Here is a 23224-nt window from a genome sequence, read left to right as displayed (position 1 = left end):
TTTACCTTTACTTCATGTTTCTAATCAGATTGTGACATCTGCTGGTGGCGGTCTGGATGTGTATTAGGAAACATGCTAAACACGTTAATAAATCATTATGATGGCGAAACAATATTGGATTGTTTTTTACCTTGTTTTTTCTTGTTTAATACTTCGGGCGCAGTCGGATGACCGCTTCGTGTCCGAGAATTTTGCGTCTGGATACCTTACTTTAATAACGGGCGGCGAGCCGCTTCCTTTGCAAGTCGATTCAAATGATGACAAAGGTGTTTTGCGTGCGGTGGAAAGTTTGCAAGGAGATTTTGAAAGGATAACCGGAAAGCGGACGGAAGTGGTTACGACGGCAAAGTCAGCTGTCTGGATAGGGACGGTTGGCCAGTCGGATTTAATCGATGGTTTGATCGCGCAGGGGCAATTGCCTAAGAACGCATTAGTGGGTAAGCGGGAAAAATTTATCATTACGGTGATCCATCAGCCTGCTGCAGGTGTCGAATCGGCGTTGGTGATAGCGGGTAGCGATAAAAGAGGTACGATTTACGGAATTTACGAATTGTCTAAGCAAATGGGGGTGTCGCCTTGGTATTATTGGGCGGATGTACCGGTGGAACGTAAAGAAAATTTATACATAAAGCCCGGGATGTATACGGACGGTGAGCCGGCCGTTGCGTATCGCGGTATTTTCCTGAATGACGAATATCCGGCATTAACGCGCTGGGTTAATCACACCTTCGGGGGGTATAATAGCCAATTTTATGAAACTGTTTTTGAGCTGATTCTACGTTTAAAAGGGAATTTTTTGTGGCCGGCAATGTGGGGCAATGCTTTTTATGACGATGATCCGCAAAACGGCATATTGGCCGATGAGATGGGGATTGTGATGAGTACTTCGCATCATGAACCCATGGCACGCGCGCAGGCGGAGTGGAAGCGACATGGCAACGGCGGTGCTTGGGATTACAGTAAGAACAAGAAAGGGTTACAGGAGTTTTGGCGGGCCGGCATGGAACGGACCAAAAACTGGGAAACATTCGTCACCATTGCGATGCGTGGAGATGGGGATGAGCCCATGAGCGATGAACAAAATGTTAGTCTGCTAGAAGAAATTGTAAAGGATCAACGGCAAATTATAAAAGAAGTCACAGGAGAAAAACCGGAACAGACGCCGCAGGTATGGGCCTTATATAAAGAGGTGCAGGATTACTATGACGACGGAATGCGTGTGCCTGATGATGTTACCTTACTCTTTTGTGATGACAACTGGGGGAATGTGCGTAAACTGCCGGCTTTGGATGCCAAACCACGCAAGGGCGGGTATGGCATGTATTATCATTTTGACTATGTAGGCGGACCCCGCAATACCAAATGGTTAAATGTTAGCCAAATATCGCGGGTGTGGGAACAAATGAATTTGACGTATGCGCATGGTGTAAACAAAATTTGGGTGGTGAATGTTGGTGATCTCAAACCGATGGAATATCCTATATCGTTTTTTCTAGATATGGCTTGGGACCCCAGGCGTTTTAACCCGTCCAACTTATTATCTCATACGGAAGAGTGGTGTGCACAGCAGTTTGGCCAGCGGTATGCAAAAGAAGCCGCGCGCTTAATAGATATGTATACCAAATTCAACCACCGGGTCACACCGGAACTTTTGAATCATAAGACCTATAGTCTGGAAAACTATCGTGAATTTGAAACGGTCGTGCAAGAATACCGCCAACTCTTAGTGGATGCCATGCGCTTATACAATCAACTGCCGAATGCGTATAAGGATTCCTTTGATCAACTGGTACTGTTTCCGATTAACGGGATGTCTAATCTATATGATATGTACTATGCACAGGCACAAAATGCTTTTTATGCCGCTAAAAATGATATACGTGCAAATTATTGGGCCGATCAGGTAAAGGCAGGTTTTGAGCGCGATTCGTTATTGACGGTGCATTTCAACACTCTCTCCGGTGGGAAATGGCAGCATATGATGGATCAGGTGCGTATCGGTTATACGAGCTGGAACAATCCGCCGCATAGCATATTGCCGAAAGTGACGTATGTCGACTCGAGTACGGTACAATCGACTAGCAAAGTTTTTATGGAAAAGGACGGCTATGTATCGATTGAGGCTATGAATTTTTACCATGCGAATGCTTCAGCCCAGGTTAGCTGGACGGAGATACCAAATTTAGGAAAAACGGTTTCGGCGATAACGACCTTGCCGGTTACGGCTCCCTTGGATGAACAAGTGTACGTGGAATATAAGGTGGATATACAATCGATCGGGAAAGCGAAGCTTATCGTATTGACCTCGCCGACGCTAAATTATAATGCTAATAAAGGCTTGCGCTATGCGGTTTCTATTAATGGTGGTGAGGAGCAAATTCTCAATATCAATGGCCATTATAAGGGAGAGTTGGGCCGTTGGCAAGCGAGTCGCATCATCGAAAATGTAACAGAACACCACTTTGCGAAAGCGGGCGAATATACCATTCGCATCCGGCCGTTAGAACAGGGGATTGTTATCCAAAAAATCATGTTGGATTTCGGTGGATTAAAACCTTCTTATCTCGGCGCGCCGGAGAGTGCACAACGCAATAGTGAATTATTATAACTTAAAACTTTGACCCTTTTATATAATGAACGCAGAAACACGTTTGGTAAACGAATCAAAAGGCTTTTATAAGCTTTCCCATGTGCAACGTATTGGTTTTGGATCTGGTGATCTGGCGCAGAATCTTATTTACCAGACGGTGTCGATGTACTTGCTTATTTTTTACACCAATGTCTTCGGTATTTCTGCGGCTGCAGCTGGAGTGATGTTCTTGGTAGTACGGATCGTGGATGTAATTTGGGATCCGATTGTAGGAGCTTTTGTTGATAAGCGTACCCCGAAAATGGGGAAATACCGATCTTACCTTGTTTTGGGTGGGATACCACTCACTGGATTCGCTATTCTTTGTTTCTGGAACGGATTTTCCGGCTCGCTTGTATATGCTTATGTGACTTATGTTGGACTGTCTATGCTCTACACGCTAATCAATGTTCCTTATGGTGCCCTCAACGCCTCTTTAACGCGGGACACGGACGAGATCACAAAGTTGACTTCCGCCCGTATGTTTATGGCTAATCTTGGTGGTCTTGCGGTAGGTTATGGCGTGCCGATTATGGTACAATATTTTTCGCCGGATGGGAAGATTAACTCCCGCGAATCTGGTGAGGCCTGGTTTATCACCATGACGATCTATGCGCTTGTAGGATTGGCTTTGCTACTGTTTTGTTATACGCAAACCAAAGAACGGGTAGTTATGGATGAAAAAGATACCGAAAAAGTGCAGGTGTCTGACTTGTGGGTAGAATTTAGACATAATGGTCCGCTGCGTGTATTGGCTTTCTTTTTTATCACGGCCTTTGCGATGATGGCCATCGGAAATTCGGCGGGCTCGTACTATATGATTTATAATGTGCAGGCGCCCGAGATGTTGCCCTACTTTATGGCGCTCGGCTCAATCCCCGCATTTATTTTTATGCCTTTAGTACCGGCTATCAAACGGGCAATTGGAAAAAAGCAGATGTTTTATGTATTCCTGACGATTGCTGTCGTAGGCATGATCATGCTGTACGTTATCTCTGTAATTCCTGCATTGAAAACACAGATATGGCTGGTGTTAACAGCGCAATTTGTAAAATCAACCGGTATTATCGTCGCTACCGGCTATATGTGGGCCTTGGTGCCGGAGGTTATATCGTATGGTGAGCACGCGACTGGAAAGCGGATTTCGGGTATCGTCAATGCATTAACCGGAATTTTTTATAAGGCAGGAATGGCGTTGGGAGGTGTGGTGCCCGGTTTGGTGCTCGCTTACGTCGGTTTCGATAAGGATAATACATTGTCTCAATCTGCTTTCGCTGAACAGGGGATTCTATGGCTTGTCGCTATTATCCCGGCTATCTTACTGATTGTCGCCATGTTTATTATTTCGCGGTATAAACTAGAGGATGATCTTATCAATAAGATCAATCATGAAATTGAAAATAGACACAAAAATTAAAAACGAAAATATCAATAGGAACATGAATATAATAAAGACGGTAATTTTAGCTGGAATAGCTACGTGGAGTATTGGCTGTGCATCAACGAATTCTCAAGTAATCGAGACGAAGAATACAGCAACGTTTAAGGAAGCGTATGCCGATCGATTTTACATCGGTACGGCTTTAAACCTGGATCAGGTTTGGGAACGTAACCCTGCCGCTGGACAAGTCATTGAGCAACAATTTAATTCGATTGTAGCCGAAAATTGTATGAAGAGCATGTTTATGCAGCCGCGAGAAGGGGAGTTCTATTTTGAAGATGCCGACCAATTTGTCGCATACGGTGAAAAGCATGATATGCATCTTGTCGGACACACGTTAATATGGCATTCGCAGGCGCCACGATGGTTTTTTACGGACAAAGCGGGGAAAGATGTCTCGCGTGAGGTGTTGATTGAACGCATGCGAAACCACATTCATACGATCGTTTCCCGCTACAAAGGACGTATTCATGGTTGGGATGTGGTTAACGAAGCGATCCTCGATAACGGGGAATATCGTCAAAGTAAATTTTACGAGATTATCGGAGAGGAATTTATTCCTTTAGCTTTTCAATTTGCACGAGAGGCTGATCCGGAGGTTGAATTGTACTATAACGATTATTCTACGGCCATTCCTGCTAAGCGCAAAGGCATTGTGGACATGGTTCGTAAAATGATCGATGCAGGTATAAAAATCGATGGTATAGGTATGCAAGAGCATCATGGACTAGCCCATGCTTCCTTGGAGGAAACAGAACAGTCTATAATCGATTTTGCTGCTTTGGGTGTAAAAGTCATGGTGACGGAGATGGATATTTCGGTTCTGCCACACGCTAGGCGCCACGTCGGAGCAGAATTGACTGATACGACTGCGTATAAGGAAACCCTAGATCCTTATCAGGACGGCTTGCCGGAAGGTAAGATGGATGAGCTGGGGCAACGTTATCTTGATTTCTTTGCTTTATACCTCAAGCACCAAGATAAGATTAGCCGGGTAACACTATGGGGTGTAGGTGACGGAGACTCTTGGAAAAATGACTGGCCGATCGAGGGACGTACGGATTATCCTTTGTTGTTTGATCGTAATTACGAACCCAAACCTTTTGTTGCTGATATTATCGAATTGGCAAAAAAATAATGCACGTTATCTTTTTAATATGAAAACTTCTAGATATTTATTTCCGAACGGCTACATGGCGGATCCGTCTGCACATGTATTTGAAGATAAAATTTATATATATCCGTCACACGATTGGGAAAGTGGTGTGCCTGAAAACGATAATGGAGACCATTTCAATATGCGGGATTATCACGTTTTTTCGATGGACGACCCCGACGCGGAGGTGGTCGATCATGGAGTTGTACTTACTACCGAGGATATTCCTTGGGCAGGCCGACAGCTTTGGGATTCCGATGTGGCTCATAAGGATGGCAAGTATTATATGTACTTCCCCCTAAAAGACCAGAACGATATTTTTCGTATCGGAGTGGCTATTAGCGATCGGCCGGAAGGACCTTTTGTTCCGGAAGAAAACCCGATAAAGGGCAGTTATAGTATTGATCCATGCGTGTTCGAAGATAACGGGGTGTATTATATGTATTTCGGCGGCATTTGGGGAGGGCAATTGCAGTTTTACAGAAACAATAAACTCGTGCCACCTTGCGAATTACCGCATTTTCACGAACCGGCACTTTGTCCGAAAATAGTAAAGCTACAGGATAATATGTTGGAGTTTGCAGAAGCACCTCGTGACGTGCTTTTACTCGATGAAGAGGGAAATCCCCTGAAACAAGGTGATACCGAACGTCGGTTTTTTGAAGCATCTTGGGTACATAAATACGGAGGAAAATATTACTTTTCATACTCTACCGGTGACACCCACTTGTTGTGTTATGCTATTGGCGATAATCCCTATGGGCCGTTTACCTACCAAGGGGTGATCATGACGCCCGTCGTAGGCTGGACGACACACCATAGCATTCTGGAATTTAAGAATAAGTGGTACCTATTTTATCATGACGCGGTACCATCGGGCGGGAAGACTTGGTTGCGAAGCATGAAGATGGTCGAATTGGAATATGATGAAAATGGTGCTATCAAGACGATAGCTGGACAGTAAAATAAACAAATGATGATGTTGCCTATCAAAAAGTTTTTCTTCTATTTTATCTTTCTACTGCCATTTTTCGGGTTTGCGGAAGATGGGAGCCAATTGTGGTTGCGTTACAAACCGGTGGATGCGCAAATTAAAAAGCAACGGGACATTCGTTTGGCGATTAAGCATGAAACCGCCCTCCTGGCGAAGCAGGAGCTGGATACATATTGGAGCGGGCCATCGGTCGAGATGAGGCTGGATAAAAGGGAAGGAAGGTTAAAAGAAGGTTATCAGATTAAAGGTGACGCCTCTACAGTTTATTTGACCGCCGCTGAGCCTATCGGTCTATTGTATGGCGCGTATCATTTGCTGCGGCTTCAGGAAACCAAAGCAGATATGCGGCATTTGCATATCGAAGAGATTCCGGATTATGACGTTCGTATATTGAACCATTGGGATAATTTAGATCGAACGGTAGAACGGGGTTATGCAGGTTATTCGCTCTGGAGATGGGATGAACTCCCCAATAAGCTGTCGCCCAGATACGAACAGTATGCGCGGGCGAATGCTTCTATAGGTATCAACGCGACGGTACTGAACAACGTGAATGCATCACCACAAATACTGACCAGTGATTATATACGCAAGGTGAAGGCGTTGGCCGATATCTTCCGGAAATATGGTATTCGGGTATATTTATCGGCCAATTTTTCTTCGCCGAAAGTGTTGGATGGTCTGCCAGATTCGGATCCCTTGCGCAAAGAGGTGCAAGAGTGGTGGAAAACGAAAGTCAAAGAAATCTATCAGCAAATCCCCGATTTTGGAGGGTTTTTGGTTAAAGCGAATTCAGAAGGCCAACCAGGGCCACAGGATTACGGACGTACCCATGCCGATGGTGCGAACATGCTGGCGGATGCTTTAAAACCCTATGGTGGTTTGGTGATGTGGCGTGCGTTTGTTTACAGTCCTACGGAAGAGGACCGTGCCAAGCAGGCCTATCAGGAGTTTGTGCCGTTAGACGGCGAGTTTCGGGATAACGTCATTATTCAGATCAAAAACGGACCGGTGGATTTCCAACCGAGAGAGCCGTTTACACCGCTCTTTGGCGCGATGAAGAATACGGCACAAATGATTGAATTTCAGATCACGCAAGAATATCTGGGCTTTTCGAATCACTTAGCTTATCTAGCACCCTTGTTTAAGGAAACGTTGGATGCGGATACGTATAGCGAAGGAAAAGGGAGTACCGTGGCACGCATAACGGATGGAAGTCTTTTTAGTGGTGGAAAAACAGCGGTTTCGGCCGTGGCTAATATCGGTGAGGACACGAATTGGACAGGACATCATTTTGCGCAGGCAAACTGGTATGCGTTTGGACGTTTGGCGTGGAACCATCAGTTATTATCCGAAGATATCGCCAACGAATGGATTCGGCAAACCTTCACAAATGAGGCTGATTTCGTTACGCAGGTGCGTCGGATCATGATGGACTCCCGTGAAGCGGTTGTGGACTATATGATGCCCTTGGGCTTACATCATATTTTCGCCTTCGATCACCATTATGGTCCGGAACCTTGGGGCGACCGAAAAGGTGGTAGACCCGACTGGATGCCTTGGTATTACCATAATGCGGATACGATCGGTTTAGGTTTTGATCGTACCACTGCGGGGAGTAATGCGGTGTCTCAGTATTATCGGCCTTTGGATAGCATATATGGAAATATTGCCAGCTGTCCGGAAAACCTGTTGCTATGGTTTCATCACGTGCCGTGGACGCATAGCATGAAAAGCGGACGTACGCTATGGGCGGAACTTTGTTTTCACTATGACCGAGGTGTGCAGGAGGTACGGGAATTTCAAAAAGCCTGGGATAAATTGGAACCTTATCTAGACACGCAGCGATTTAATGAGGTACAGGCTAAGCTGAAAATTCAAGCGAAAGATGCGGTTTGGTGGAAAGACGCTTGTTTATTGTATTTCCAAACATTCTCGAAAATGCCGATTCCATATGAATTGGAGCGACCGGTTCACGAATTGGAAGAATTGAAGAAAATTAAACTGGATATGAAGCATCATAATTAATCTACGTATAAACCTAAAATGAATAGATCTATTTTTATGATTTTCTTACTGCCTTTGCTTTTTTTAGGGTGTAAGAAAGAAGAAGGAACTATGGCTCCATCTGTCGAGGTATCGGAAGATGAGATTGTTTTGACGCACAGTGCCGGGAAGGCTGAGTTCGCTGTTCGTTGGGCATTCACTGAATGGGAATTGGAAACTGCAGACGGATTTTTGTCGGATTTTACTTTTCGTCAGGGGGGAAGTTTAACCCACGCTAGTACTACCCGCATCCAATTTACTTATGCAGAGAACACGACGGGAGAAGAACGCACCCAGGAGCTTACGATAAGAGATCGGACGACTGGTGCTGAGCAGCAAATCACCGTTGTTCAATCGTCCAAACCTCCTGTTACATTAGTAGTGAATCCGGCTTTGAAATACCAACATATCACTGGTTTTGGTGGGATGTTAAACCCCGCGATATGGTTAGGGGGTAATCAGTTGACAGAAGAGGATATCACCGTTTTGTACGGCGAGGGTGGGTTAGGCTTTAAGATGCTGCGCATGATGATATATGCTGACCCAGCACAATGGGATAGAGACTTGGCGATAGCTAAAAAAGCCCAGTCTTTAGGCGCACGTATTTTCGGCTCCCCTTGGACTCCGCCGGCTCATATGAAGAGCAGTAAGCAGCAGGCTGGCGGAAACGGCGGATATTTGTTGCCGGAGTTTTACCAAGACTATGTAGATCATTTAAACGCTTTTGTTGACTATATGGCTGATAATGGCGTTACCATTGAAGCTGTATCTATTCAAAACGAACCGGATTGGGATCCCGAGTACGATGCTTGTGTATGGACGCCCGAACAGATCTTGGCTTTTATGAAAGATTATGCCCAAGGGATAAAGGTTAAAGTGATCGCAGCGGAAGCGGTTAATTTTAAAAAGGAATTTACCGATCCGGTTTTAAACGATGCTGTTGCCGTTCAACATCTAGACATTGTTGGAACGCATTTATATGGCGGCGGGCTCGGTGATTACCCTTTGGCTCGACAACATGGTAAAGAAATCTGGATGACCGAGCATCTGCACAATACCAATAGCTCGAACGATTGGTCGTGGGATCAAGCGTTGATGGTGGGCGAGGAGATTTACGGCTGCATGGATGCTAACTTCAATGCTTACATCTATTGGTACTTGAAACGTTATTACAGCATGCTTGGTGATGGAGATCAGGGAACGACCGTTGGGCAGTTGTTGCCGAGATCGACAATTACGGCACACTACGCGCAATATGCTACCGGGCGCCAACGCATCGGTATAGATAGAATTGCCGGAAACAACGACTTTTTGTTAACAGCTTATGAGGGTGAGCATGACTTTACGCTCGTGTTACAGAACAGCGCGGAGACGCATTTGGGTGGCTTACAATTCGCTTTACCAGTTGACGTATCTCGGGTAGAAGCGATCGAGAGTACGGCGGAAACTACGATGGTAGACAAGCATGTTGCTTTATCAGCAGATAAAAAATCTGTTGTGATTAATGTAGGAGCGAAATCAATTATTTCCATTAAATTATTAAAATAAATATGTCTTTTACGCGTTTTTTCTTTTGTTCTTTAATGATAGTCTTTGTAGGACGATTGTTCGCACAGGAAGTGCCGATGGATAGCCCGGATAAAAACCTTTCGATTTCCTGTTTCATTGATGACGGACGTCTTGTTTACACAGTGGGGTATAAAGGGAAAATCATTCTTGAAAAATCGCCGTTAGGACTGAAAACAAACGAAGGTGATTTTACGGACAATTTGCATATCGTTGCTGTAAATACAGGTAAAATTGAAAAAGAATATCAGCAAGATCGAATCAAGACTTCACATGTAGCGTATCACGCAAATGTCTTGACGTTAACCGTGGAGAATGCCGACAAAAAAAGGATGTCGGTGGTGTTTCAGGTAAGCGACAATGACATCGCCTTTCGGTATGAACTCCCGATTTGGGGAGAACGCCGGAGTGTTGTGGTAGAGGAGGAGATTACAGGTTACCGGTTTCCGGCCCAGACGACATCATTTTTGTCGAACATGATGACACCGATGACCGCATTTGCACGGACAGCACCCAGTTATGAAAGTGGTTATAGGGTAGATGCTCCTATCGCGAAAGCTAAAAGTGAATACGGTTTCGTTTTCCCTGCCTTATTTAAGATAGGTGAAGACGGCTGGGCGCTGCTTTCCGAAACCGGTGTCAGTAGCTTGTACTGTGCTTCCCACCTCAGCGAAATATCAGAAGATGGTGTTTTCCATGTTGCTTATCCGCAAATGGCGCAGAATAATGGGTTCGGGAGTACCGGAGCAGCGTTAAGTCTACCTGGCGTTACGCCGTGGCGGACAATTACAGTGGGTGGCGATTTACAACCGATTATCGAAACGACGATACCATTTGATGTGGTAGAGCCATTATATGAAGCGTCTAAGGATTATACGTTTGGTAAATCGACGTGGAGCTGGATTGTGTGGCAAGATCAAAGTATGAATTGGAAAGATCAGGTAACGTATATCGATCTCGCGTCCGAGTTGGGATATGAATTCATCTTGGTAGATGCCTTTTGGGATGAGCAAATTGGGTATGACCGGATGAAAGACTTAGTCGATTATGCTCGTTCAAAAAATGTAGACGTGTTGTTGTGGTACAATTCGAATGGCGCGTTTAACGATGCTCCGCAAGGCCCTCGGAATAAAATGAATACGTCGATCGTACGTAAGAAAGAGATGAAATGGTTGCAATCGATCGGGGTAAAAGGGATGAAAGTTGACTTTTTGGGCGGTGATAAGCAGGAGACTATGCGGTTGTATGAAGATATTCTTTCCGATGCCAACGATTATGGACTGATGGTCTTTTTCCATGGGGCAACACTGCCGAGAGGCTGGGAACGGATGTATCCCAATTACGTTGGAAGTGAAGCGGTATTGGCGTCAGAAATGCTGATTTTCTCGCAACATGCGCGGGATAATGAAGCGTTTTACGCGACGTTGCATCCTTTTATGCGCAATACGGTAGGCAGTATGGAGTTCGGTGGTGTTTTGCTGAATAAATACCTCACGAAGGAAAATAAGGATAGAAATAAGCGTTTAACTACGGATGCTTTCCAGCTAGCTACGGCCGTTCTGTTTCAAAATCCCGTTCAACCGTTCGCGTTAACGCCGAATAACTTAACCGATGTGCCGGCTTTCGAGATCGACTTTATGAAAAACGTACCAACCACTTGGGACGACACGAGGTTTATAGCGGGTTATCCCGGCAAATATGTGGTCATTGCCCGCAGACATGGCGAGACATGGTATGTGGCCGGTGTAAATGCAGAGGATAAGGCCTTAAAATTAACGTTGGATGTATCCATGCTAGGGAATAAACAAGTGACATTGATTTCCGATAAAGTGGATGGCACGACCTTTCACTCGAATGCCCAGATCGATAAAACAGGCAAAGTAGCAGTCACGATTCAGCCAAATGGTGGAATTGTTATCTTTTAATGAACGAAGTAATCGAAGAAACAAAAATTAAAAATATGATGCAAACCAAAGTGAGAAAGAGTAGATATAGAGTGACAAGAATGTGGTCGTGCTTGCTTGCGTTGGCAACGTTATCTGCGTGCCAGCATGTCCAAGATAACGGTGACGAAAAAACCAACATCGCGGCTAGTAATGAGCCGGTTTTTCAGCACTTCGAATATGTGGGCAACGATAAGATATATGCGGAAAACCCTTTACCCGAAGGGCATTTTTACAGCCCGATCTTACAGGGATGTTATCCTGATCCCAGCATTACCCGCAAGGGAGATGACTATTATCTGGTAGTATCCTCCTTCGTCATGTTTCCGGGCGTGCCTATCTTCCATTCTAAGGATCTGGTGAACTGGAAGCAGATTGGTCATGTATTGGATAGAGAATCGCAGCTAAAGGTCGGAACGGCCGGTATCAGTGCCGGGATCTATGCGCCGGATATCCTTTATAATCCGCACAACGATACGTTTTACATGATTACGACGCAGATTGCCTCTGGAATTGGCAATATGGTGGTCAAGACCAAAGATCCATTGCAGGGCAATTGGTCGGATCCTATTCAACTCAATTTTGGAGGAATCGATCCAGCGCTATTCTTTGACGACGATGGCAAAGCTTACGTGATCCACAATGATGCGCCAGATGAGGGAAAGGAGCTATATGAGGGACATCGCGTGATTAAAGTGTGGGATTACGATGTAGAGAAGGATCAGGTTATTGCCGGAACCGACAAAATTATTGTTGATGGTGGTGTGGATATTACGAAAAAGCCGATCTGGATTGAGGCGCCCCATATCTATAAGCGGTACGGTAAATATTATTTGATTTGTGCCGAAGGCGGAACCGGCGCCAACCATAGCGAGGTGGTTTTCGTCAGTGACAGCCCGCGGGGGCCTTATAAGCCAGCTGCAACGAACCCTATTCTGTCGCAGCGACATTTGGATAAGAGTCGACCTAGTCCGGTGGAATGGGCTGGTCATGCGGATCTGGTGGAAACACCGTCCGGCGATTGGTATGGGGTATTCCTTGCGATTCGTCCGAATGAAAAGAATCGGGTGAATACCGGGCGCGAGACGTTTATTTTACCCGTTGATTGGTCTGGCGAATGGCCGATATTCGAGGGCGGAATGGAGCCACTTAAACCTTTTATAGCGATGCCCCCAGGTACAGAAAACAAGATGAACAGTGGCGCGTTTTTCCCGAACGGCAATTTTACGTTTGTAGATAAATTCGAGGGGAATGGTTTGGATGATCGTTGGATATCCTTGCGCGGTCCACGTGAGAAATTTGTTGAAGAGGGAACGCATGGATTGGTCATCAAACCGTTTGATGTGAATATTAAGGCGCAACAGCCGATCTCTACCCTGTTTTATCGCCAGCAACATGCAGCTTTTTCCGCATCGGTCGATATGCATTATAAGCCCGAAACAGAAGGAGATTTGGCGGGATTAGCGTGTGTACAAAGCGAGGCGTTTAATTATGTGTTTGGCGTGACAAAATCAGGAGCAGATTATTATCTCGTTTTAGAACGCACGGAAAAAGGCGAATCATCTCTTATTGCGCGGAAGAAATTATCGGAAGCGGGAAAAATTTCGCTGAAAGTAGAAGCCAGGGGAGATGATTATCAATTTACCTACGCAGTAGATGGCGGTGATTTTGAAAACTTAGGTGGCACGGTATCAGGCGATATCTTATCGACCGATGTAGCCGGTGGATTTACGGGCGCTATGATCGGGTTATATGCGACTTCTGCAAATGATATTAAAGTAGAATAGGTTTAGTTTTGTTGCTGAAACGGTTGCCCCATGTCCGCGGGGCGCCGTTTATCTTTAAACCTTAAATAAGGGGCACTAGAAATGGTAGGAAAGCGTCCGAAAGGCACGCTTTTCTGTCATTTTCCCGTACGGCGATGTGATGACGGCGCCCTACGACGCGATGACGGCGCCCGGCAAGCTCATGTCGTCGGGCTACGATGCGTCTTCCCCGTCTGCCGGGGAGGCGTCGTCGTCCGCCGGCAAGCTCCCGGCACCCTTCGACAAGCTTTCGTACCCCGACGGTATGTTATCCCCATACGGGGGAAGTGTATCCCCGTACCACGAGGTCTTGTCCCCGCCCGGCAATGCGTTCTCGTACTCCTACGATGTCATACTTCCGTATGCCGACATTGTTTCGGCGTACGGCGACACGTTGTCCCCGTCCGTCGACGTCACGTCCCAGTCCCTCGACGTCGTGTCGGCGCCCTACGACGTCTCGTGGACGGACGGGGATAGTATCCCGTGGTCCGACGAGCTTTCATCGCCGTCCGCAGTCCTGACACTTCCGTCTGCCGTTATGGTGTCGACGTCCGCCGTCATTGTACTTCCGTCCGTCGAAAGGTACCCGGTTGTCTTCTTTTTTCTTGAAGTTAGCACACCTAGGCCACCTTTGTGTCTGGTCAAACAACCACAATGTCTCCGGAATCGTTGTTATTTTCCATTGTAATGGTAATCCAACCATACATCAGCGTAATGGCTTCCTAATTTGCGATATCCGGCCGAACTGAAGTGTATGTCGTCGGGAGCACCTTCACAATATTTCGAAGAGACGATATGCGCGTTTGGAATGGTTTGCGGTAAGGTATTAATAATCTCATTCATACTGGCGCATTTTCCATTTTGCTGTGCAGATAACATTTCGCCTGCAAGAAGAGGTGTTTCGTTGGCTGCGAGGTTTAGATCTTTTAATAGATTGGTGTAAACCTTGTTGACCTTATTAGGCCAGTCTTGGTCGCCGGTATTGCTTTCTCCTTGATGTAGCAAAATTCCCTTGATGACACCTTTCTGCTGTCCTATTTTCGCCATTTCGACCAGTCTTTTGTAAGGATTGTTGTCGTACAAAGCGAGTTTGCTTTTCATCCAGCCTGGCGCTCTTTCCACGTAGGCAGCGGTGCTATCTTGGTCGAATAGCTGAATGTGGCAGCCGCCCACGGCCACATGGATTAACGCGACGGTAATACTATCCGGCAAGTTTTGTATGAGGGTTTTCCCAAACTGTTCAGCAGGACTGACACCCGTATTGCAGTGGCAAAGGGGAGATTTAGCCCTGTACCAATGCCCTTTCTGTCGTTTAAGGTCTGGGCAATCGACAGCTTGTAAATGTAGTAGCCGGATATCCGATATGGTATCCTGAGCTTCGATTTTTCCGGTACCTTCCATGTTGGATTGGCCGAAACATAAGAAGATGTAGACATTTTGGTCTTGGGCATAGGTTTGTACCCAGAAACAAAGTAAGAGGAATAGGGTTGAAATGTGTGTTTTTTTCATTTTACTGTAGATTATAATTATATAGCATGCGTAAATATATTCTTTTTTGTAACCTTTTAAAAGATATATTCGAATAAGAAGGGGGAAGGTTAATGAAACCTGCCCCCTAACATTAAGTATTGCTAAATAGAGCTCTTACGCCTATTTCTGTTTCTCTAGTGCTTCCGCAACAGCTTGATAAGCAGGTTTACGTACAAAAGTTTCCGTCCATAATCCTATAGGCTCACCTTTTCTCCAGAAGGAGTATTCCGAGTTAGGACTATCCAACGGACCCCAAATGGTTATACCGTACTGTTGTGCTTTTGGAATAATTTCGAAATATTTCTCGATCACAAATTTGTACATTTCCGCCTGTGCCGCATATTGTTCGGCTGTCGCGTTTGGTGTTTGGGTGTTACCACCGAGTCCAATATCGAGCTCCGACACCTTGATTAGTTTTCCTGTAGCAGCAAGTAGCTCGTACATATTGATAATGTTATCTTTGCTTGTGTTGATATCAATATGCATCTGCGTACCGATACCGTCTACTGTGACGCCTTTGCTTTCCACATAATCCACATAAGCGATTAGTCCTTCACATTTATCCCCACCACCTTCGAGTCCATAATCATTAATAAAAAGCTTATCATCCGAGTTTCCATACTGTCGTGCATATTGTATCGCTTTGACGGCGTAATCTTTACCCAGATAGTCTTGCCAATAGAACTCATCTTCTGCCATCTCGGCTTTGCCTACGCCAGTTTTTAAAGCATATTGATCAGGCCAGTCCGACATAGGTTCGTTTACAACGTCCCAAGCTTTGATGTAATCTTTGGATACCTCCATCATACCTGCAATAAAAGTTTCCAGTGCTTGAGAGATGATCTGTTCTTTTTCTTCAGGTGTTTTTTCTATGACACCGCCGCCCGGACCGCCATACCCCTGTCCCTCTGCTGATTGTTGGCGGGTAGAACTATTCCCCCAGCCAAACCAACCGCTGATGCCGGTCTCGAAATCACTATTGTTAATCAGATTGGTGCTGCTTCCGGCTTTGGTTAAGCTCACGTCATCGATAAATGCCGTGCCATCATATTGACCATGGTTAATGATAAATCTATTGCGTACCGCAGTGGTCGTGACGCGAAGTTCATATTCTTGATATTCTGTGGATAAGGCAATAGCACCAAATCCATTCCCTTGATAATCCGATGTACTTTGTAAATCGATGCTGATATTACCACTTTTGCTGCCTTTTGCTACAATTTTAAGAATATATTCTGTATTCGGCTCAATTAGGCCTTCGTTGTTCTCAGCTACTAGATCGTAAACGGTTTGCGCTTCCCAAGCATTGACTATAGATGGATTATTAATTTCTAAAGCATATCCCGCCTCACTAACTCCACCGCCGCTGCCTTCCTCATTATATTTGGTTAAAGAAATATTATCAAAATAGAAGGCTGTAGCTTCTTTACCTAGATTGAAAGCAATAGCACCAGATGTAGCTAGATCTGGTGTAATGGTAACTTCCTTACTAAATGTCGTCCAAGAAGTGGTAGAGGAAACGCTTCCGAAGAAATCCCAATGTTTGTACGAATATGGCACGGTGTGTGCTTGTGTGCCAAAAGTGGCGGGATCATCTGATTTGATATCGAACGTAAGCATATATTTTTCTCCCTCTACTACGGCAGGTGAGAATTTAATAAAAAATTGAACGTCCCAATCGTTTGTGCGGACACTTTCGTTTACTAATTTCAATGCTCTTCCTTCGCCATTAGCTCCCTCTCCATCTGCCGTAAAGGAAACAACAGCATTTGTCGAATATTCATAATTAGACATGTCGTCTGATTCAAAATCAGCGCCGGCAACAATATCCCAGGTAGGCCCACCGGTACCCGGTATGGTAATGGGAGCAATCAAGCTATTAAGATAGTTGGCGTTCTGACCAGAATGCCAACATAGGGTATGACCATATAGGCCCATGTTATTTTCTTTGGCTACGGCAATTAGCTCCTCTACCTTAGCTAAGTTCAAAGTCCCGTCTGCCTGAACAATGGAGCCGTGTTTCATCTCATACCCCATAACGATCTCTTCAAAATTTCGGTTAGCCAGGCGATACATGACGCCCTTATTGAGGTAGTCGTCCATGTTCATCGCGACTCCGAACTTAAAATCGGGGTTGGCATCTTTGTCCAGATAGGAAATCAGCGGTGCATAAGAGTCTATATCTTCCTGTACAAGGACGCTCTCCGGTTTTTCAACAAAATATGTTGAAAAATCGGGTTTGGCACATGAGCTCAATAGGATAGCGATCATGGAACTATATCCTATTTTTTTATATACATGTTTCATATATAAATAATTTTTTCTAATCGATTAATAAGTATAACATGCTAAATCTATGGTTTCAATACGACCTCAAACGTTTCCATTTTCACGCCACGGTCTCGCATGACAAGTGTATCCTTTGTTGTAATATGCATCTGTGCCATGTCGATTTGATAGTCTAGATAAAGTACGTCCCGATCGGTATTCCCCCAAGAGTTTTTATCTCCTTTCTTTATAAAGGAACCATTTCCTGTTGCGGTGACGCCTGTTGTGCCGGAACTAATAGTACATTTGTTTTCGTTGTCAAAAGCCAAAATCAGGTTGAAGTTGATATTAGTACCATCTACATCTTTGAATGTCAGTGGTAGGATCGTGTTTTTAAGACTCTCAGTCAGTAAGCTTTTTACCTCGTCTTTTTCTACATTCGATTGATGTCGGATAATGGTTTCACTCAGGCTGCTGTTCCCGTTTTTCCCTACAACGATATCTTGGCCTCGACGCAGGTAGTTGCCATGCCAGGTATTGATGTATTTGATCGCATAGAAGATGTAATCTTTCGGGGCAATGTCCCAATCGTCAGCTACTGCTTTCCGTAGTTGGCTTCCTACACCCGGTACCCCCGATAATATAGTGTCAGCGTTGACCAGATTGGTCATGCGGATAGGTAACACGTAGTTCGTCGTCAGTGCTTTTGGATCGTTAAAGAATGCATCTGTTAGCTGCACTTCAACACCGCCAGTCAAGCTTCCTTTGGGGATGACCATTTGGTTGGATGCCAGCGTATAATAGCTTTTAGGCAGAGGAATAACGTCGGCGCCGCCAGAAAGGAAGGTGATATTCTCGGTCATGGATTCATCTACTTCAAAATTGATCGTAATATCCTGAAGATTGTTATAAACCCCTCCGGTTGTCGCCATCACTCGTACTTTATGTTCATTATCCAGCGAAGTATCAAATATATCTTCGCCTAAGGTGACGGTACGTACAGGATATTGATACGCGAAGTAAACGCTTTGATATTCGTAGTCCGGGAATTCCCAATCCTGGTTTTTACAGGATGCAAAAGCCAAGAAAAGAAAAGCGGATAATATATGTGTCTTTTTCATCTTTATTTTTGTTATGATGTGTAGTCTTTTAAAAAATTACCAGCCGTTATTTTGTACCAGATTATTGTATTTCAAAATCTCACTATACGGAATCGGTCCATAATGCATGTGATCACTAAACACCCGGTTTTCTACATTGATTTCGGTGTATTGGTTGTTCTGAATATTTACACCTTTAGCCGTTTCCGTCAAATCGGCATTCCAACGACGCAGATCCCAAAAGCGAAAGCCTTCAAAACATAGCTCTAGCCGTCTTTCGTTCCGGATGAGTTCCCGCATTTGGTCTTTGTCATTCTTGATTTGCTCGAGGTAAGCATCGTTGTTGGATGTCCCAACACCCGCACGGGTACGGATGGCCTTGATAATATCGTAGGCCGAAAACGCATGCCCGCCGGTACCCGTCGGACCCCAAGCTTCATTGGCCGCTTCGGCATACGCGAGGTAGATCTCCGTCATGCGCAAACGAGGCGTCACATGATATTGACCGGATACAGAAGAGGGGTTTAAGTTTACTTCCTGGCGAAGTAATTTGCGCAGGTAATAACCCGTTCTGGTCGATGTTTCCACTTTATTCAGACCGTCATTGGTCGGACTGTTAGCTGCGGTGTTGATGGCCGTGTTGTTGACACCGGCCGTTGTGCCATTGACCTGTATGTAGTTTTTAAGACGCGGATCACGGCCGTCATACGGCGCATTGACGTTATAGCCACTATTTGCTTCGTCCGTAATTGGATAGCCGTTGGCCATCGGAAAGGCATCAACCAGATTCTGTGTTGGGTTGATACGGCCGCGACCGAACAAGGTAGGCGGGAAGTGTTCTGCTTCCAAGTCGGACGTTACCGTACTTCCCCTATCGGTACGCCACAGGATTTCGGCCGTATTAGCACCCCCTGTCATGGCGTTGACACTGGCTGCCTGATAGAACACCCCCCCATTTGGGTCTATCCCTGCCACACCGCCCTTTTGCTCAATAACGGTGGCGGCATAATGAGCAACATCTTCCCAAGTGGTCGTATTTCCCGCTGCGAAAGCAGGGCTAGCTGCCAAAAGGGCTGCTTTTACTTTAATCGCTTGGGCAATCCGCTTAGAAAGGCGTAGGCGAAAATCAACGCCAAATACGCGATTATAATCTTCATGATTTAGACCTAGACTTTGATATTTAGCAGGTATTTGACTGCTGTTGCTGATATCCTCAAAGTCTAGGGGCAATAGCTCTTCAGCCTTGGCGAGATCATTATATATCTGCTGCATGCATTCCTCGAACGTATTTCGAGGGTGATTGTGTTCAGAATCAAGTGTTTCGTGCGTCAGTACAATCGGAACCCCTAGTACTTCTCCGGAAGCACTCTTCCCAGCATGTGCCTGCAGCAAGTGAAACATAAATAGTGCCCGTAGGCCGTAGGCTTCGCCTTTCTGTCGATCGTTAAATAGTGTAGCAATGTTTTCATCTTTTGCCCAAGCAACTTCGTCTACGATAGACAAAAAGTTATTGATATACTGTATTGCGGATTTACTATTACGCCATTGTTCCGTCGGGTTGTTCATCGCCGTCCATTGACCGGTCGCAATTTTTTGGTAATTACTTGCCCGGTCATTCGTTACGGCGTCATCTGTCGCCACATCGTTAAAGCTGTTTGTGGGGACACGGGTATAAGCATTCAATAATAGACCTTGTGCGTATAGGGGCCTGTTATAGGTCTCCTCTATAGATAATATGTTTTCAATGGCAGGCTCAAACATATCTTCACAAGAAGTAAAGAAGAGGCTAGCGGCCATGCCAATCGTCAATAATTTTTTCATTTCTCTATTCATTTAATAGCCAATAATTAGAATAAGGCTTTCACACCAAAATTGAAAAACCGTGTCCGTGGAGCACCGCCAATGTTCAGCTGCATGATTTCTTTTTCTTTTGCAAAAGTCAATAAATTGAATCCGTTGACATAAGCACCAAGCTCGCGGACAATACCGTTGCCCAAGAAGTTTTTAGGGAAATCGTAGGATAGCTGTACTTTAGCTAAATCAAACCGGTTTGTTTTATACATCCAGAAATCGGAACTTCGAAAATTGTTATCGCTGTTGCCAGTCGTCAATCTAGGATACGTTGCCGTTTCTTTGGTTTCTTCCGTCCAACGGTCACGAACGATAGCAGAATATTTATCCTCGCCATCCATCCAAAAATAGCTGCTGTTTTTCATGGCATAGGCGCCATATCTTCCGGTGGCCACTGCAAATAAAGTAATGTTTTTCCATTTGGCGGTTAAATTGAGACCGAGTGAGAAGGGGCTGCCAGACCAACCCGCTTTGCCGAGATAGACCTCGTCGCGGTTATCTATCGTACCGTCGCCATTTTGGTCTATGTATTTTATATCTCCGGGTTTCACTTCTCCAAATGTACTTAACGCCGAGTTGTCAATGTCGTTTTGATCTCGATAGAAACCATCGCTTTGCAAACCCCACAGTGCATCTAGCGGTTTACCTGCGCGGTTTTGATAATCATATTCGAAGAGTTCGTCTCTTTTGGCCGCCTGGGTGTCAAAATACATTCCCGTCATGCCCACGGAGAAGAAAGTTTTTCCAAAATTTTTATTAACATTAATGCCAAAATCGATACCTCTACGTTCATCATTGTTGAAGTTAACAAAGGGAAGATCGGAGTAATTCGGCCAGTACGACATGAAATACATGGGGTATAAAGTACTCGGCTGTACTAGTAAACCGTTCATCTGATTGTAGAAATAGGAGGCGTTGAAGGTAATTAGGTTATTATATAATGCCCCTTCTAAACCAAGAGATACTTCACGACGCTGCGGGTAACCTAGGTTTAAGTTTTCGCCTCTAAATCGATCATACGTATGAACCAGCTCTCCATCAGCCCAGCTATACCAAGCGGCATTATTATAGGTATAATAACCTTGGTATAGGTAATAATCTTGGATATCCAGATCCGTGTTGACGATCCCTCCCGATACGGTTAACTTCAGGTTGTTAAAAGCAGAATGCCGCATAAAGTCTTCTTCGGAGATACGCCAACCCAGTGAAAGGGTAGGGGATATCGCCTGACGGTTTCCACTTGGTAGCTTTGCCGAGTGTGGCATAGCAGCACTAAAATCTGCATAATATTTATTCAGGTAGTGGTAACCAAGATGAAGCCCCAGGTTGGCATTATTGTGTTTATGGTACTGACCCGAGTTACCGATCTGGAATGCATTAGCTACCAAGATAGCAGACACATGGTGAGCATTATTATACGTTCTGAAAAAGTTCAATTGCCCGTTCCAACCTACCGTCTGCCGGTAAGCACTGCCGCTGATGTTTTGTACACCTGATAGCTGATCATCTCCATATTTGGTTAGGTAGCTGATCAAGTCTTTCCCGTCGTAGTTATTCCAAGTTGCCTGATAAACGGCGTATTGATTATTGTAAGACTGACTATAGTTCGATTGGTAATCGACGGCCAAATTCGTTTTAAAAGTCAATCCTTCTAATACATTCTTCAAGTCGAAATCCAAACCGGTATTAAACTGGAATTGCCGGTTCATATAGCGATTATTTCCCCCTGCATAGATGTTAGCAAAGGCATTCGTCTGATCCAGCTGGCTACCGCCTAACAGATATTTGCCATCGACCAAGAAGTTGCTGTTATTGACATATACCCACGAGTTCTCATCACTTTCTTCAATCATATCGATTGGAATTAGTGGCGAAAAACGGTGTGGACGGCTGGTCGCCGCCGCTCCCCAATAATCTGCATTAACACCTTTGGTCGTATAAAACGTAGCCGCCGCATCAACATTCAGGGAAATGAGACTATTGAGTTTCATGTCGATATTACCGCGCACATTAAAACGGTTGGAGCTGTTATTGTTTACCGCCTCCCCAAAATTAAGTAGCGAGCCGGCAGACCAAAAGCCAAAATTGGTGTAGTACTGGGCGCGTTCATTCCCACCGGATATCTCGGCCGTTGCGTCGTATCGGTTATAGCTGTTTTTGATATAGTCGGATGCATAGTAATCGACGTTCGGGTATCGGTATGGGTTTTCACCTGCCGCATACCGATAAATGGTTTCTTCGGAATACAAGTCAGGTAAACCATCGTTTCGCCGTGCTTCGTTATATAAGGACATGTATTCGGCTGACCCTAAATATTTGGGGTAGCTGATCGGAGCGTGGATCCCGGCGTTTGTACGTATATTAATTTTCTGTTTTCCAGCTTTACCGCGTTTCGTCGTAATATAAATGACGCCCTTGGCCGCACGGCTTCCATATAATGCAACCGCATTGACATCCTTCATAACGGAAATTTGATCAATTTCGGTGGGCATCACATTGTCAGCGTCGCGGGGAAAGCCATCAACCAGCACGAGGTAACCTCCATTTCCCCAAATATTTCCGTTAAATCCCGAGACAAAGGCATCGAGGTTGTCTAAACTATAGGTTGTGTAGTTCTTTTCCATGATCTGCGCCAGATTGACCGCTTGTACGTCGCCCATCAGATCTTGCTTTTTGACTTTGCGGAAGGCGACTTGTACCAATTCGGTGCTATCCGCCGCTATACTGTCCTGCTGCAATTGGCTATCAAATTCATGAAAGCTGATATTTGCAGATAGGTAATGGTCTGTAGAGGAGGGCGCAGCCGTTAAATTGTTTGCTGCTAACCCCATCATACCCAGACACAAAGCTATATTTAGTTTTTTATACTTCATTATTTTCACTTTAGATTCGATG

At 45.0% G+C, this 23224-nt stretch carries 14 protein-coding genes; 8 read left to right on the top strand and 6 right to left on the bottom strand.

Translation table 11 applies throughout. The features are described 5' to 3' along the window. Window positions 1–97 precede the first annotated feature (97 nt). Genes LKO28_RS07020 through LKO28_RS06985 form a run of 8 tightly spaced genes read left to right on the top strand, consistent with a single transcriptional unit; the run spans window position 98 to window position 13562 of the window. Window positions 98–2608 (top strand): glycosyl hydrolase 115 family protein, encoded by a 2511-nt coding sequence (locus LKO28_RS07020; protein WP_227693992.1) that lies wholly within the window; start codon window positions 98–100, stop codon window positions 2606–2608. Window positions 2609–2633: 25 nt separating this feature from the next. Next, window positions 2634–4046: an MFS transporter gene (locus LKO28_RS07015; RefSeq protein ID WP_227693991.1), complete on the top strand. Its 1413-nt coding sequence runs from the start codon at window positions 2634–2636 to the stop codon at window positions 4044–4046. Between the two features lie 22 nt (window positions 4047–4068). Beyond that, window positions 4069–5208 carry an endo-1,4-beta-xylanase gene (locus tag LKO28_RS07010; protein WP_227693990.1) on the top strand — a complete coding sequence of 380 codons (1140 nt, stop codon included), beginning with the start codon at window positions 4069–4071 and terminating at the stop codon, window positions 5206–5208. A gap of 19 nt (window positions 5209–5227) precedes the next feature. Next, window positions 5228–6190: a glycoside hydrolase family 43 protein gene (locus LKO28_RS07005; protein WP_227693989.1), complete on the top strand. Its 963-nt coding sequence runs from the start codon at window positions 5228–5230 to the stop codon at window positions 6188–6190. Window positions 6191–6199: 9 nt separating this feature from the next. Continuing rightward, window positions 6200–8248: an alpha-glucuronidase gene (locus LKO28_RS07000; protein WP_227693988.1), complete on the top strand. Its 2049-nt coding sequence runs from the start codon at window positions 6200–6202 to the stop codon at window positions 8246–8248. A gap of 18 nt (window positions 8249–8266) precedes the next feature. Beyond that, a complete protein-coding gene (locus LKO28_RS06995) occupies window positions 8267–9814 on the top strand; it encodes a hypothetical protein (RefSeq protein WP_227693987.1) in 1548 nt (515 codons plus the stop codon). Between the two features lie 35 nt (window positions 9815–9849). Beyond that, window positions 9850–11757 carry a glycoside hydrolase family 97 protein gene (locus tag LKO28_RS06990; protein ID WP_227693986.1) on the top strand — a complete coding sequence of 636 codons (1908 nt, stop codon included), beginning with the start codon at window positions 9850–9852 and terminating at the stop codon, window positions 11755–11757. 35 nt (window positions 11758–11792) lie between these two features. Continuing rightward, window positions 11793–13562 carry a glycoside hydrolase family 43 protein gene (locus LKO28_RS06985; RefSeq protein ID WP_227693985.1) on the top strand — a complete coding sequence of 590 codons (1770 nt, stop codon included), beginning with the start codon at window positions 11793–11795 and terminating at the stop codon, window positions 13560–13562. Between the two features lie 465 nt (window positions 13563–14027). Here LKO28_RS06985 and LKO28_RS06980 read toward each other — a convergent pair whose 3' ends face one another. From LKO28_RS06980 to LKO28_RS06955, 6 genes are all read right to left on the bottom strand, one after another. Next, window positions 14028–14225, bottom strand: coding sequence for a hypothetical protein (locus LKO28_RS06980; RefSeq protein ID WP_227693984.1), 198 nt, complete (start codon window positions 14223–14225; stop codon window positions 14028–14030). 27 nt (window positions 14226–14252) lie between these two features. Next, entirely contained in the window at window positions 14253–15089 is an 837-nt protein-coding gene (locus LKO28_RS06975) for a sialate O-acetylesterase (RefSeq protein ID WP_227693983.1), read from the bottom strand. Window positions 15090–15230: 141 nt separating this feature from the next. Then, window positions 15231–17417, bottom strand: a complete 2187-nt coding sequence (locus LKO28_RS06970; RefSeq protein WP_227693982.1) for an endo-1,4-beta-xylanase — start codon at window positions 17415–17417, stop codon at window positions 15231–15233. A gap of 47 nt (window positions 17418–17464) precedes the next feature. Beyond that, on the bottom strand, window positions 17465–18499 hold the full coding sequence (locus LKO28_RS06965; RefSeq protein WP_227693981.1) for a DUF5627 domain-containing protein: 1035 nt from the start codon (window positions 18497–18499) through the stop codon (window positions 17465–17467). Window positions 18500–18535: 36 nt separating this feature from the next. Then, window positions 18536–20299 carry a RagB/SusD family nutrient uptake outer membrane protein gene (locus tag LKO28_RS06960; protein WP_227693980.1) on the bottom strand — a complete coding sequence of 588 codons (1764 nt, stop codon included), beginning with the start codon at window positions 20297–20299 and terminating at the stop codon, window positions 18536–18538. A 26-nt stretch (window positions 20300–20325) separates the two neighbouring features. Beyond that, window positions 20326–23202 (bottom strand): SusC/RagA family TonB-linked outer membrane protein, encoded by a 2877-nt coding sequence (locus LKO28_RS06955; protein WP_227693979.1) that lies wholly within the window; start codon window positions 23200–23202, stop codon window positions 20326–20328. Window positions 23203–23224 lie beyond the last annotated feature (22 nt).

The organism is Sphingobacterium sp. FBM7-1, from assembly GCF_020687765.1.
Lineage (GTDB): Bacteria > Bacteroidota > Bacteroidia > Sphingobacteriales > Sphingobacteriaceae > Sphingobacterium.
Note: the sequence above shows the minus strand (reverse complement) of the source record. Positions and strands in the feature narration are given on the sequence as shown.

Excerpts from the sequence above, each read along its gene's own strand:
- LKO28_RS07020 (WP_227693992.1), top strand. The coding sequence starts at position 98 with ATGATGGCGAAACAATATTGGATTGTTTTTTACCTTGTTTTTTCTTGT.
- LKO28_RS07015 (WP_227693991.1), top strand. The coding sequence starts at position 2,634 with ATGAACGCAGAAACACGTTTGGTAAACGAATCAAAAGGCTTTTATAAG.
- LKO28_RS07010 (WP_227693990.1), top strand. The coding sequence starts at position 4,069 with ATGAATATAATAAAGACGGTAATTTTAGCTGGAATAGCTACGTGGAGT.
- LKO28_RS07005 (WP_227693989.1), top strand. The coding sequence starts at position 5,228 with ATGAAAACTTCTAGATATTTATTTCCGAACGGCTACATGGCGGATCCG.
- LKO28_RS07000 (WP_227693988.1), top strand. The coding sequence starts at position 6,200 with ATGATGATGTTGCCTATCAAAAAGTTTTTCTTCTATTTTATCTTTCTA.
- LKO28_RS06995 (WP_227693987.1), top strand. The coding sequence starts at position 8,267 with ATGAATAGATCTATTTTTATGATTTTCTTACTGCCTTTGCTTTTTTTA.
- LKO28_RS06990 (WP_227693986.1), top strand. The coding sequence starts at position 9,850 with ATGATAGTCTTTGTAGGACGATTGTTCGCACAGGAAGTGCCGATGGAT.
- LKO28_RS06985 (WP_227693985.1), top strand. The coding sequence starts at position 11,793 with ATGATGCAAACCAAAGTGAGAAAGAGTAGATATAGAGTGACAAGAATG.
- LKO28_RS06975 (WP_227693983.1), bottom strand. The coding sequence starts at position 15,089 with ATGAAAAAAACACACATTTCAACCCTATTCCTCTTACTTTGTTTCTGG.
- LKO28_RS06970 (WP_227693982.1), bottom strand. The coding sequence starts at position 17,417 with ATGAAACATGTATATAAAAAAATAGGATATAGTTCCATGATCGCTATC.
- LKO28_RS06965 (WP_227693981.1), bottom strand. The coding sequence starts at position 18,499 with ATGAAAAAGACACATATATTATCCGCTTTTCTTTTCTTGGCTTTTGCA.
- LKO28_RS06960 (WP_227693980.1), bottom strand. The coding sequence starts at position 20,299 with ATGAAAAAATTATTGACGATTGGCATGGCCGCTAGCCTCTTCTTTACT.
- LKO28_RS06955 (WP_227693979.1), bottom strand. The coding sequence starts at position 23,202 with ATGAAGTATAAAAAACTAAATATAGCTTTGTGTCTGGGTATGATGGGG.